The sequence below is a fragment of the Methanosarcina sp. WWM596 genome, from assembly GCF_000969965.1.
GTDB lineage: Archaea > Halobacteriota > Methanosarcinia > Methanosarcinales > Methanosarcinaceae > Methanosarcina.
The window spans coordinates 990,960-1,004,527 of the sequence record NZ_CP009503.1 but is presented as its reverse complement, the minus strand read 5'-3'; the positions used below and the strand labels follow the sequence as shown (position 1 = coordinate 1,004,527).

At 45.8% G+C, this 13,568-nt stretch carries 12 protein-coding genes; 11 read left to right on the top strand and 1 reads right to left on the bottom strand.

Annotated elements, in window-relative coordinates:
* From cdhB to MSWHS_RS04455, 11 genes are all read left to right on the top strand, one after another.
* Positions 1–513: a CO dehydrogenase/acetyl-CoA synthase complex subunit epsilon gene (gene cdhB, locus MSWHS_RS04505; protein ID WP_048126376.1), complete on the top strand. Its 513-nt coding sequence runs from the start codon at positions 1–3 to the stop codon at positions 511–513.
* Between the two features lie 24 nt (positions 514–537).
* On the top strand, positions 538–1,947 hold the full coding sequence (gene cdhC / locus MSWHS_RS04500; RefSeq protein WP_048126375.1) for a CO dehydrogenase/CO-methylating acetyl-CoA synthase complex subunit beta: 1,410 nt from the start codon (positions 538–540) through the stop codon (positions 1,945–1,947).
* 56 nt (positions 1,948–2,003) lie between these two features.
* Positions 2,004–2,765: a carbon monoxide dehydrogenase accessory protein CooC gene (locus tag MSWHS_RS04495; RefSeq protein WP_048126371.1), complete on the top strand. Its 762-nt coding sequence runs from the start codon at positions 2,004–2,006 to the stop codon at positions 2,763–2,765.
* A 247-nt stretch (positions 2,766–3,012) separates the two neighbouring features.
* Positions 3,013–4,323, top strand: a complete 1,311-nt coding sequence (gene cdhD / locus MSWHS_RS04490; RefSeq protein ID WP_048126369.1) for a CO dehydrogenase/acetyl-CoA synthase subunit delta — start codon at positions 3,013–3,015, stop codon at positions 4,321–4,323.
* Between the two features lie 3 nt (positions 4,324–4,326).
* Positions 4,327–5,733 carry an acetyl-CoA decarbonylase/synthase complex subunit gamma gene (gene acsC, locus MSWHS_RS04485; protein WP_048126366.1) on the top strand — a complete coding sequence of 469 codons (1,407 nt, stop codon included), beginning with the start codon at positions 4,327–4,329 and terminating at the stop codon, positions 5,731–5,733.
* A gap of 254 nt (positions 5,734–5,987) precedes the next feature.
* Complete coding sequence (locus tag MSWHS_RS04480) at positions 5,988–7,052, top strand: 60S ribosomal export protein NMD3 (protein WP_048126362.1); 1,065 nt, start codon at positions 5,988–5,990, stop codon at positions 7,050–7,052.
* Between the two features lie 23 nt (positions 7,053–7,075).
* Complete coding sequence (locus MSWHS_RS04475; protein WP_048126360.1) at positions 7,076–8,230, top strand: ATP-grasp domain-containing protein; 1,155 nt, start codon at positions 7,076–7,078, stop codon at positions 8,228–8,230.
* Positions 8,231–8,395: 165 nt separating this feature from the next.
* The gene (locus tag MSWHS_RS04470; protein WP_048130218.1) at positions 8,396–8,890 is read left to right on the top strand and encodes a transcription factor; all 495 of its coding nucleotides are present in this window, start codon (positions 8,396–8,398) and stop codon (positions 8,888–8,890) included.
* Between the two features lie 9 nt (positions 8,891–8,899).
* On the top strand, positions 8,900–9,412 hold the full coding sequence (locus MSWHS_RS04465) for a TIGR00295 family protein (RefSeq protein WP_048126358.1): 513 nt from the start codon (positions 8,900–8,902) through the stop codon (positions 9,410–9,412).
* 255 nt (positions 9,413–9,667) lie between these two features.
* On the top strand, positions 9,668–10,300 hold the full coding sequence (gene psmB / locus MSWHS_RS04460; protein WP_048126356.1) for an archaeal proteasome endopeptidase complex subunit beta: 633 nt from the start codon (positions 9,668–9,670) through the stop codon (positions 10,298–10,300).
* Between the two features lie 113 nt (positions 10,301–10,413).
* Complete coding sequence (locus MSWHS_RS04455; RefSeq protein ID WP_048126354.1) at positions 10,414–12,327, top strand: beta-CASP ribonuclease aCPSF1; 1,914 nt, start codon at positions 10,414–10,416, stop codon at positions 12,325–12,327.
* Positions 12,328–12,350: 23 nt separating this feature from the next.
* On the opposite strand, the gene MSWHS_RS04450 is transcribed toward MSWHS_RS04455, so the two are convergent.
* The gene (locus tag MSWHS_RS04450; RefSeq protein WP_048126352.1) at positions 12,351–13,031 is read right to left on the bottom strand and encodes an HAD family phosphatase; all 681 of its coding nucleotides are present in this window, start codon (positions 13,029–13,031) and stop codon (positions 12,351–12,353) included.
* Positions 13,032–13,568 lie beyond the last annotated feature (537 nt).

The following is a 13,568-nucleotide window of genomic DNA, read 5'->3' as shown; positions in this document are numbered from 1 at the left end:
ATGGTTGACACTACAAAGAACACAAAGCTCTTTACCAGCTACGGGGTGACCACCTCAAAGGCAATCAACCCTGACATGGCAGCCAAGATGATCTCCAAGGCAAAGAGGCCACTTTTTGTGGTCGGAACCGGAGTTCTTAGACCAGAAATTCTGGACCGTGCAGTTAAGATTGCTAAGAAGGCAAACCTTCCAATTGCAGCTACCGGAAGCTCCCTTAATGGATTCCTAGACAAGGACGTAGATGCCAAATACATCAATGTGCACCAGCTCGGATTCTACTTAACCGACCCCGCATGGCCCGGACTTGACGGAAAAGGCAACTACGACACCATAATAATCCTGGAATTCAAGAAGTACTATATTAACCAGGTACTGTCCGGAACTAAGAACTTTTCCAAAGTAAAATCAATTTCAATCGGTAAAGACTACATCCAGAACGCAACAATGTCCTTCGGGAACATAAGCAGGGAAGAACACTTTGCTGCACTGGATGAATTGATTGACTTATTATAATTTGATTTAGGAGGCGAAAACACAATGGCAGAATTTCCATTTGAGATTTCCCCAATGTTTGAAGGAGAAAGAGTAAGAAAGGAAGGAATGTTTGTTGAGCTCGGGGGTCCAAAATCCCTTGGTCTCGAACTTGTAAGGGCAGCAGATATGGATGCAATTGAAGACGACAAAGTCACAATTGTCGGTCCAGATCTCAAGGATATGGAAGAGGGCAAGACCTACCCCTGGGCAATGATCTTCAACATCGGTGGAGAACTTGTCGAGCCTGATCTCGAGTCTGTGGTTGAAAGGCGTGTTCACGACTTCATCAACTACTGCCAGGGCATTATGCACCTGAACCAGAGGTACGATGTCTGGATGAGAGTTTCCAAGGACACAGCTGGAAAGATGGACTCCTTTGAGCCCTTCGGAAAGGCCGTCATGATGCTCTTCAAGACAGAACTGCCCTTTATCGAGAAGATGCAGGTCACTTTCTACACCGGGAAGGAAGAAGTTGAAAAGCAGATGGAATTGGCAAAGGAAATCTTCAAGGCAAGAGACGCAAGGACAAAGGACCTCCACGACGAAGATGTAGACGTCTTCTACGGATGTACCCTCTGCCAGTCCTTTGCTCCTACCAACGTCTGTGTGGTTTCCCCGGACAGGATCTCCCTCTGTGGTGCAATTAACTGGTTCGACGGCCGTGCAGCAGCAAAAGTAGACCCTGAAGGCCCACAGTTTGAAATTGCCAAGGGTGACCTTCTCGATGCTGTTACAGGTGAATACACCGGTGTCAACGAGATTGCCAAGAAGCTTTCAAGCGGCGAATTCGACAAGATAAAACTCCACTCCTTCTTTGACTCCCCACACACATCCTGCGGTTGCTTTGAAGTAGTCGGGTTCTATATCCCTGAAGTCGACGGTATCGGCTGGGTAGACAGAGAATACCAGGGAATGGCTCCTAACGGCATCGGATTCTCAACCATGGCCGGTCAGACAGGTGGTGGAAAGCAGATCGTAGGTTTCCTCGGAATTGGTGTCAACTACTTCTACTCCCCGAAGTTCATCCAGGCTGACGGTGGCTGGAACAGAGTAGTATGGCTCCCCTCCGGCCTCAAAGCGAAGATCGATGAAGCAATTCCTGCCGACCTGAAGGACAAGATCGCAACTGAGAACGATGCAACTGATATCGCATCTCTGAAAGACTTCCTCGAGGCAAAGAACCACCCCGTAGTTGCCACCTGGGCAGCTGCAGAAGAAGAGGAAGAAGAAGAGGAAGAAGAAGAGGAAGTAGCTGTTGCAGCCGCACCAATGATGATGCCTGCAGCCGGTTTCCAGATGCCTGCAATGCCAATGATGTCCGGTGGTTCTGGCGGCGGAATAAAGCTGACCTTCAAGAACGCAAAGATCACCATTGACAAGTTGGTCATCAGCGAGAAGAAGGAAAAGAAATAACTGAGTGACGACAGGCAATCGCCTAAAAAAGAAAAACAATCCAAAAGGGGTATTCTGTGACAAAAGTAATTGCGATAACGGGAAAAGGTGGGACTGGTAAAACAGCGGTAGCGGCTCTTATGATCCGCTACCTTTCCAAAAAAGGGAAATTTTTACTGGCAGTTGATGCAGATGCAGATACTAACCTGCCCGAAACCCTTGGCTGTGAGAACGTAAAAACCGTAGGGGATGCAAAAGAGTCCTTGCAGGTTGAAATCAAAAAACCAAGGCCTGACAACCCCGATATGAACAAGGAATCCATTCTTAAAAGTAAAGTATATGAGGTCATTGAAGAGATGCCGGGATATGACCTGCTGGTAATGGGAAGACCCGAAGGGACAGGTTGTTACTGTTACGTAAACAACCTCCTCCGTGGAATCATGGACAAACTAATCGTGAATTATGATTTAGTTGTCATTGATGCGGAAGCCGGGCTTGAGCATTTCAGCCGAAAAATTCTCCGGGATATTGATGATCTTCTTGTTGTAACTGACGCCTCACGCAGGGGATTTCAGACTGCCGAAAGGATTCGTGAACTTGTAAATGAACTGGATTCAAATGTTGGCAGAATTCACGTTATTGCAAATAAAGTTACAGATGCAAACCGTCAAGAGATTGTCAAACTGGCAGGGGAACTGAAACTTAACCTGATAGGTGTGATCCCTCTCGATCCGAAAATCGAGGAAATGGACATAAAAGGTATACCTCTCTTTGAAATCCCGGATGATTCGGTTGCTGCAGTAGAAATAGAAAAAATAGTACAAAAACTGGGGATCTGACCCCAGCTTCCTTTTGAACCTGTGGATTATGCAGAAAACCGACCGAACAAAGAGGGCAGGAACCCAGATCCAGTTTAAGAGCTTGAAACGGTATTAAGTATCATCAGAATAACGGAGCAGGATTAGTTCCTGCCCCGGTCCCTGTTCTTAGATCAGGGAAAAAGATCTGGAAACACGTTCTGTATTATATTCCTAATCATACAGTCACTCACAAAAACGGAAAAATTACGGAAACGGTGAGGTTTACATGGCAAAGAAAATGAAGTTATCAGATATAACAAACATGTTCGTGGGAATGGATGTAGAAGCCCTCGAAGGTGTAACTATAGAAGGGGACATTGAGATTGATCTCGGTGGACTCGGAGGCGGCTTCGACCCCATGCTTGCCGCAGCCCTCGGGCAAGAAAGTGCGGTACTTGCACAGCACTTTGCAAGACTTGCAGGCATGTTTGGTTATCCCGTAGGATTTGGAGGAGCAGCTGCTCCAGCAATTTCTCCTGCTCTGGCAGCCCCGAAACTTAAGGATCTCATTCCTGCAAAGTTCGATGTTGCAAACATCGCAGAATGGACAACTGAGATCCAGGAAGTTCCAATAGGGAACACCTCTGCAGACGGCGGAAGCCGTGGCAAGAGAGTGCTGGTTGGTGGCGAAAAAGCCCTTCCATTCTACTTTGATGCTCCAATGCCGAACAGGAACCAGGTAACAATAGACGTGTTCGACATGAGAATAGGGCTTGCAAAAGCTGTCAAGGAGAACTACGATGAGGTCATGGACAGCCCTGGAGAATGGGCAAAGAAGAACGTTGAAAAGTTCAACGCCGACATGATCACCATCCACCTGATTTCAACCGACCCACTCATTAAGGATACACCTGCCAAGGAAGCAGCCAAGACCGTTGAGGAAGTCCTCCAGGCCGTTGATGTGCCAATAGCAATTGGTGGATCAGGGAACCCACAGAAGGACCCAGAAGTCCTGGCAAAAGCAGCAGAAGTTGCGGAAGGCGAACGCTGTCTCCTTGCATCTGCCAGCCTGAACCTGGACTATGCCGCAATCGCAGAGGCCGCATTAAAGTACGACCACGATGTGCTGTCCTGGACACAGCTGGACATGAACGCCCAGAAGGAGCTTAACAGGAAACTCATGAAGCAGTGCAATGTGCCCAGAGACAGAATCATAATGGACCCAACCACTGCCGCCCTAGGATATGGTCTCGACTACGCTTACACCAACATGGAGCGCATCAGACTTGCAGCTCTTATGGGTGATGACGAACTGACCTTCCCGATGTCTTCAGGGACCACCAACGCATGGGGTGCCCGTGAATCATGGATGGTTGGATCTCCATTGAGTCAGGACACAGACTGGGGCCCAAGAGAGTACAGAGGACCTATCTGGGAAATCGTAACAGGTCTGTCCCTTGCCATTGCAGGAAATGACCTCTTTATGATGATGCACCCAACATCAGTAGCTGTCCTGAAGCAGATCACTCAGACCCTCTTTGGCTCAATAGAGGCAGAACCTGTTGACATCACCAACTGGATCGGAGCGGAGGTGTAAAACATGAAAATAAACAGCCCATTAGAAGCCTACAAGTACCTGCCCCAGACCAACTGTGGAGAATGTGGTGAACCTACATGTATGGCATTTGCCTCCAAGCTGATCGACAGGTCCGGCAAGACATCAGACTGCCCACCTCTGGTTAAGGAAAAGAAGTACGCAAAGAAGCTGGCAGAACTTGACAGGCTACTTGCCCCTGAGATTCGTCAGGTTACCATAGGAGTAGGCGAAAAGGCAGCAAACATCGGTGGAGACGATGTACTGTACCGCCACAAGCTCACATTCTTCAATAAGACAAAGATGTTCTTCGATGTTTCAGACAACATGGAAGAAGATGCCCTTATTGAGAGAGTCAAAAAAATCGCGGACTTCAAGAAGTTCTATGTAGGAAGGAACCTGCTTCTCGACGGTGTGGCAATAAAAGCCACTTCCAACGACCCGGCAAAGTTCGCAGCAGCCGTAAAGAAGGTAGCGGAAATAGGCTTGCCTATGATTTTCTGTTCCTTCAACCCTGCAGTCCTGAAGGCAGGACTTGAGGTTGCAAAGGACAAAAACCCACTGCTCTACGCTGCAAACAAGGACAACTGGAAAGAAGTCGGAGAACTTGCACTTGAATACAAGGTGCCTGTTGTAGTTTCAGTCTTCAATGACCTTGATGGTCTCAAGAGCCTTGCAAAGACTTTCGCAGAGGCAGGCATTAAGGACATTGTACTCGACCCGGGAACCTACCCAAGCGGCAAAGGCCTGAAGGATACCTTCACCAACTTCCTGAAAATCAGGAGAGCAGGCATTATGGGCGACACCGAGATCGCATACCCGATCATGGCTCTCCCGCTCACAGCCTGGATGGCAGGAATTTCAGACCCCGTCAGCGCCTCCTACTGGGAAACCGTTATTGCTTCAGTCTTCACAATCAGGTACGGCGACATTATGATCCTCCACAGCCTGGAGCCATATGCAGCACTGCCTGAAATGCACCTAGCTGAAACAATCTACACCGACCCGAGAACTCCTGTATCCGTGGACGGAGGTATGTACAAGGTTGGAGAACCTGACAAAGACTCTCCGGTATTCTTCACCACCAACTTCGCCCTTACCTACTACACAGTAGAAAGCGATATCTCAGCAAATGGCATCGTATGCTGGCTGCTTGCAGTTGACACCGATGGTATTGGTGTGGAAGCTGCAGTTGCCGGTGGTCAGCTGACTTCCGCCAAGGTAAAGGACGCCTTCGAAAAGGCTGGCTTCGACCTCAAGACCGACACAAACCACAACACCCTTATCATCCCAGGTCTATCAGCCCGTCTGCAGGGTGACCTCGAAGATACACTCGGTGCAAATGTAAAGGTTGGTCCAATGGACTCAGGCCGTATACCTGGCTGGGTCGAGAAGAACTGGCCACCCAAATAAATCCGAATGTAAAATTGAAAACCTTACATATCCGTGTCTCTATGACACGGAATTTTCTTCTTTTTTAAAAATAAGATACTTCATAATACATGCGTCAGATAAATTTTTTTGTAAATTTTTGAACGGCGGATCCAGCTATTTTTAAATAACATGAGAGTGCTTAACAGGTGGACTGTTCAGTATTACTGTAGAGACTTTACTTTCTGAACACACGAGACCTATTATTCCAAGAAGACTATCAGTAAGGATTATAGATGAATTCAATCACATGCCCGAAATGCGGCAAAGAATGCGATAAACTTTTTGATTCCGTTTGCAGGGACTGTTTCCTTGAAGCCATCAAGCTAATTGAACTACCCCTTGTACTCCACTTAAGGATCTGTTCCAGCTGTGGAGCGTACTTCCACAAGAGCCGCTGGGAAAATATCGGCAATATAGAAGAAGTGGTGCTGAAAGCCGTAGAAAATGCCCTTTTTATCCACAATGAAGCCGAAGATGTGGAACTCGGCCTTGAACCAAGAGAAGTTACGCCTTATATATATATGGTGAGGGCCGAAATAGATGCAGTTGTAAGAGGAGAGCCAGTCCATGCCGAAGCTGAGACCGAAGTAAGGGTTCAGCGGACAGCCTGCGATATGTGCAGCCGTGAATCCGGGGGATACTTTGAAGCAATTCTCCAGATAAGGGCAACAGGCAGGTTCCCGACTGAAGAGGAAAGGAGGCGCTGCTCTTCTATTGCCAGGGAATCCATGGAAAGCATGAAAAAGAAAGGCGACCGTCTAGCCTTTATAAGCGAAGCCCTTGAACTGAAAGAGGGAATCGACCTCTACATGGGTTCCATGAACGCCAGCAGGCAGGTCTGCAGGCTGATCGTTAACGAGCTTGGAGGCAGTTTTTCCGAGTCTCCTACCCTTGTTGGAATGAAAGATGGGAAAAACATCTACAGAATTACTTTCGCCATGCGCCTTCCGGAGTTCAGGCCAGGGGATGTGATAAGGTTCAGAGGAAGAATTATCCAGATAAGAAGCTCAGGCAAGAAGGTCAACGGGGTCAGCCTTGAAGACGGCTCCCGGTTTATCTCAACCCCTGAAGAACTCAAAGGTGCAGAAAAAATTGCAAATATTGGGGATGCAGTTTATACAGTTCTGGTTTCAATCGAAGAAAATGCAATTCTTGTGCTTGACCCTCAGACCTATGAAACTGTTGCAATAAAAAAGCCGATGTCTTTTAGCGCAGAAGCAGGAAATGAAATCCCGGTTCTGAAAACCGAATATGGAATCTTTGCGCTGGCACACTCCGATGTTCCGCAGGAAAAATAAGAAATCCAGAAAAACGGGGAAACATGCAGAATATCCTTGCAATTGGGTTTGATACACGAAACATTGTATGCTCCGCAAACAGGGCAGGTTATACTGTCTGCTCTATAGATGCTTTTCGTGACCTTGACCTGCAGAAATGTGCATATGCATCAGTTCTCCTTGAGTCCAGGACTTCAAGCGAACTCCATCAGCTTGATCCTCGCTGGATAATAGCTAAAATGGACGCCTTCGGGCTTAACTTTGACGCCATCGTACCCGGCTCGGGAATGGAGATGCTGGACCCTGGCAGTTTCCCCTGCCCTGTACTGGCCAGCCGTCCCGACACCGTTAAGGAAGCCTCAAACAAACTACACCTTGCAAAAAAACTTGAAGCCCTGGGGATGCCACACCCTCGCTGTTATTCTCCGGAAGAACTGGATGCTATCGAATACCCAGTTATTCTCAAACCTGCCTCAGGGGGAGGAGGAATCTTTAACAGGGTTGCAAGGAACAGGCAGGAACTGCTGTCAGCTTTAGAAGAATTATCCAGGCTGGACCCGGGATTCGCAGAAGAGGAGGTTGTAGTTCAGGAGTTTCTGGAAGGAATTCCTTCAAGCGTTTCTTTGCTTTCCACAAACAATCAAGCCCTGGCAATTGCTGTAAATGAACAATTGATAGGGACGCCCTGGCTCTCGAGGCTGCCTTTTGCCTACTGCGGAAACGTAACTCCTTTCAGGACGGAACACGCAGAGGAGATGGAAGCCCTTGCTGAAGACCTGGTGCTCGAACTCGGGCTCCTGGGCTCAAATGGGGTGGATTTCCTGGTCACGGAAAAGGGACCTGTAGTGCTGGAAGTAAACCCAAGGTTCCAGGGCAGCCTGGATACCATAGAGATGGCAGTGGGAATTAACCTTTTTGAATCCCATATTGGCTGCTTCAGGGGGGAACTTCCTGAAAAACCAGAAGCAAAATTATTTGCTGCAAGAGGGATTCTTTACTCGGATCGAGAACTTTTTATAGACAGAAAGCTCATGAACGTCATTCTCAGGGAAAAAAGCGCTGATATTCCTTCCATGAGAACCGTTACCGAGCCTGACTGGCCCCTTACCTCCCTGTTTGCATGCGCTTCAACAAGAGACAAGGCAGTCCAATCTCTTGAAAGTGGGGCAGAGAGGATAAAGACTTTTATTATAAACTGAACGAAAGAAGAAAGAAATCCTATGAACCCTGCCAGAAAAGCATGAGGTTTGATTGGGAAAGTACAGCTTTTTCCAAACATTGGAAAATCTTTTTAAGGAAAAGCTTAATGTAAACTTTAATACTGGTATGTCCAATTCATATAAGGGATTTGCGAGGTGAACACTTTGGTCGATTTGAATGACAAGGTAATTAGAGGATATCTCATGAGCCTTGTAGGGGAAGAAGGGCTTAAGATGATAGAAGGGATGCCCGAAGGAGAGGTCACTGATGAAGAAGTTGCGGCAAAGACCGGAGTTCTGCTGAATACTGTAAGAAGAACTCTCTTCATACTTTACGAAAATAAATTTGCAATCGTTGTAAGAGAGAGGGATTCAAACAGTGGATGGCTGACTTATCTCTGGCATCTGGACTTTTCCGGCATAGAGCATCAGCTTATGAGGGAAAAGAAAAAACTGCTCAGGAACCTGAAGACTCGCCTTGAATTTGAGGAAAATAATGTGTTTTACGTTTGCCCTCAGAGCTGTGTTCGCCTTCTTTTTGACGAAGCAACTGAAACAGAATTTCTCTGTCCCATGTGCGGGGAAGACCTGGTCTATTATGATAACTCCCTTTTTGTGAGAGCCCTTAAAAAACGCGTTGATGCCTTGAGTTCCACATAAGGGATTATCTTGACTAACCGGGCCCAGGCAATAAGGCTGCTTGAAGAATCAGGCTGTGCCCCCAATGTAATCGAGCATTGCAAGGAGGTTGCCTCACTGGCAGTCGAGATCGCAGAAAAGGCGAAAGCGGCCGGAAATAACGTAAATCCAGCGCTTGTAGAAGTAGGGGCTCTTTTACATGACCTTGGGAGGTGCCGGACTCATGGGATTGCTCATGCGATTGAAGGATTCAAACTGGCTAAAAGCAAAGGAGTCGAACCCGAAGTTGCCGAAATAATAAAGCGGCATATCGGAGCCGGCGTTTCAAAAGAAGAAGCAAAAAAGTTGGGACTTCCTGAAGATGATTATTTTCCCCGAAGTCTGGAAGAAAAAATCATTGCACATGCAGACAACCTTGTGAAAGGAACGAAGAGAATAACAATAAACGACAGATTGGAACTCATGAATAAAAAGAATATATCTGAATATGTAGTTCAGAGAGTAAAGAAACTCGCTGAAGAAGTAGAGGGGCTTTCCCACTAAATTCCAAATTTTCCGGATAGAAAATAATTCGGATATCCAGTATATAGAAAAACAGAAAAATAGTTTTGTCAAATAATTCTCCGGTTTTAAATGCGAACGCATTTAGAAAAAAAGGAGGAAAACTTATATATAGCGATATTAATAATGAGATAATGGATTGCTAAATCCTGCGATTTAAGCTAAAAATGCTCACCTCAATTAAAATATTTTTTTTAGCGACATTTCTCATTTTTAACTTATTATGAGGGTATGTTTATGGATAATGACAAATATCTAAAGGGCACAACTACCGTAGGAGTAGTTTGTACCGACGGAATTGTGCTCGCAAGTGAACAGCGAGCCACAATGGGGCATTTCATCGCAAGCAAAACTGCAAAGAAAGTTTACCAGATCGATGACCTGGTAGGAATGACCACTGCCGGTTCGGTAGGGGATGCTCAGCAGCTTGTGCGATTGGTAAGTGTAGAATCACAGCTCTACAAAATGCGCAGGGACGAATCCATGACAATCAAAGGAATCACCACCTTGATGTCGAACTTCTTGAGTGCTAACCGCTACTACCCTATGATGGTCCAGCTCCTTATCGGAGGAGTTGACAAGAACGGACCCGGAATCTACTCACTGGATGCAATGGGTGGGAGTATTGAAGAAACAAGGATTTCGGCAACAGGTTCAGGTTCTCCCATGGCTTACGGAGTACTGGAAGACCAGTACAGGGAGAATATGACTGTAAAAGAGGGTCTCGATCTTGCGATTCGGGCGATTCACAATGCAACGAAAAGAGACTCAGCTTCCGGAGAAAATATCGATGTAGTCGTAATTACAAAGGAGGCATTCAAAAGGCTGGATCCAGAAGAAGTAAAATCCAGAAGAGCTTTATTAAACTAAATCATTTAACTGTTGGTTTTTTTATTTCAATATATAAACTAACACCTTTTTCAAATATTATTTTTTCAACATCCAGATACTTTTTGATTTTTTGACAAAAAGGAAGATTCTTAATGCCTATTGAAGACGTGCTATTAGACCTCAAACATAAAATTGAGAAAAATTTACCCGCAGGAGTTACAATTACCGACGTCGAATTCGAAGGCCCTCAGCTTGTCCTGTACACTGAGGAACCCCGCAAATTCGCAGACGACGGGAATATTATCCGCAACCTGGCAAAAGAACTAAGGACGCGGATTGCCATGCGTCCTGACCCCAGGGTACTTGCAACTCCTGAAGACTCTATTTCTATAATTGAAGAAGTTGTTCCAAAAGAATCCGTAATCTCAAGCTACTATTTCGACCCCGATTCCGGAGAAGTGATCATCGAAGCCGAAAAGCCTGGACTTGTAATAGGAAAGCATGGCGCAACCCTGAGAGAGATTACAAAGCAGATCGGCTGGATTCCCAAAGTTGTCCGGACTCCTCCTATTAAGTCCCGTACAGTGAAAAACATCCGGGAGTTCATGAGGAACAATCTCAAAGAAAGAAAAGAAATCCTGAAAACCGTGGGGAGGAAAATTCACAGGGAGTGTACCTCAAAAGACCAGTGGGTAAGGGTTACAGCCCTCGGGGGATGTAAAGAAGTAGGTCGAAGCTGTTTTTTGCTTTCTACTCCTGAATCCAGAATCCTGATTGACTGTGGAGTAAATGTAGGTTCTGACGAAAACATGACTCCTTACCTCTACGTTCCTGAAGTTTTTCCATTAAGCCATATAGATGCCGTAATAGTTACCCATGCACACCTGGACCATCAGGGACTTGTTCCCCTGCTTTTCAAGTATGGGTACGAAGGGCCTGTCTACTGTACACCTCCCACAAGAGACCTTATGGTATTGCTCCAGCTCGACTACATCGACGTAGCAGCTAAAGAAGGGAAGAAGAGCCCCTATGAATCCGGGATGATAACAAAGACCCTAAAACACACCATACCTCTGGACTATGAGGAAGTAACAGACATCGCCCCTGACATTAAACTGACTTTCCACAATGCGGGTCATATCCTGGGCTCTGCAATTTCACACTTCCATATAGGAGATGGTCTCCATAATGTAGTCTTCACGGGAGACTACAAATATGAGAAAACCAGGCTTTTCGACCCTGCTGTCAACAAGTTCCCCAGAGTAGAAACCGTAATCAGTGAAGCTACTTATGGGAATTCTAACGCCTTCCAGCCTGCACTTAAGGACGCTGAAAAGCACCTGCAGATGGTGGTAAAGAATACAGTTGAGCGCGGAGGAATTGCACTTATTCCTGCTTTTGCTGTGGGCAGAAGCCAGGAAGTTATGATCGTACTCGAAGAGTCCATAAGGAAAGGGATTATCCCAGAAGTCCCCGTCTACCTTGACGGAATGATCTGGGAAGCTACTGCAATCCATGCAACCCATCCTGAGTACCTTAACAACGATCTGAGGAAACTGATCTTCCAGAAGGGCCAGAATCCCTTCCTATCCGAATGCTTCAAGCCGGTTGACTCCCATGAAGCACGCCAGAAGATAATCCAGAACCCACACCCCTGTGTGGTTATTTCAACTTCGGGCATGATGAATGGAGGACCTGTTATGGACTATTTCAGGGCTTTTGCTGAGGATTCACGCAATACCCTTGTGTTTGTAGGTTACCAGGCTGACGGAACTGTAGGACGCAGGATCCAGAAGGGATGGAAGGAAATCCCCCTGACAGGAAAGAACGGAAGCAGCGAAATCCTGAAAATGAACATGGAAGTGCAGGTAGTAGACGGCTTTTCAGGCCACTCGGACAGAAGGCAGCTTATGGAATATATTAAGAGAATGCAGCCCCGTCCGGAAAGAGTTTTCACCGAACACGGAGACGAAAAGGCCTGCGTGGATATGGCCAGCTCCATTTACAAGAAGCTTAAGATCGAGACACGCGCTCTCACAAATCTCGAAACCGTAAGGCTACTGTGACCCCACAGGGGCCACAAATCTTTTTATTTCCTGTGCCGGGGAGCAAATTCAGGACTGGGAAGAGACTCAAGGTTAAGAAGATGTTCCATTAACTTTTTGTGGTCGTCCACCACCAGATCCGCTCTATCAAGTTCAGAAGGCTCTACATATGTGGGGACCCCGATACAATAAATACCAGCCTCTTTTGCGGCTTCCACGCCCAGAATGGCGTTTTCGATCACGACACATTCTTTTTTTCTGACCTTAAGAAGTTCAACTGCCTTCAGGAAAGGGTCAGGGTGGGGTTTGGAGTTAAGCACGTCATCTCCAGTGACCACTGCATCAAATATACCTGGAAAGAGCTGGTCAAGGATTCCGTTAACTATAAGATGATCCGAACCTGAGACTACCGAAAGCAAGAAACGTGCCTTAAGCAATTCGAGACATTCTTTCATCCCATCAAAAGCTTTTAGTTCAAAAATTCGTTTGAACTCCTGCCTGTAGATTGCAGTGATAGTTTCAAAATCAAAATTCTCTGGCTCTTTTCTGGCTTTTTTGATCAGCAGGGGGAGGCCGTTCCTGGGGTTTGAACCCTCAATTGCATAGATATCCTCATCCCGGATTTCCATACCCACATCAAGAAAAGCCTTTCTCCAGGCTGCTGCATGGAAAGGCATGGAATCCACAAGAACACCATCCATATCAAAAATTAATGCTTTTAACACGCTTCTGACTCCTGAACCTAAAGAAATGGGAACTATTGAAGAAGATTTGAAAAAGTTAATGAACAATTAATGACTCTTCCGAAGTGCTGTTTAGAAGAGTTGAGGTAAAGCAACTCAAAGTAAAAATGGTTTTGCAGTCTTAAAGCTTTCCCGGCATTCCCCGAAGAACAGTTCAATGATCACAATTTAGTTAAAGTAGTACGAAACTTCTGTAATACGATTTTGAAAAGGTTTCAAATATCCGGGATTTTCCCTGCATAAAAGGAAACAGATTATTCAGAAGTTACAACTGAATAAAATAATTAAGCAATTTATGAATAAATAACCTTTAAGATAATCAGAAAATTCAGGAAATTTATCAGAAAATTCAGGAAATTTATCAGAAAATTCAGGAAATTTATCAGAAATTTCAGGAGATTTAACTTAAATTTATATAAACACTTATGCGCAGTAATCCCTTAATACTAGAAAAAATAAGCAAGAGCCTTAAAATCTTCGAAAGATACCGAAAAAGTTTTTAAGATGAGAATTCTACTT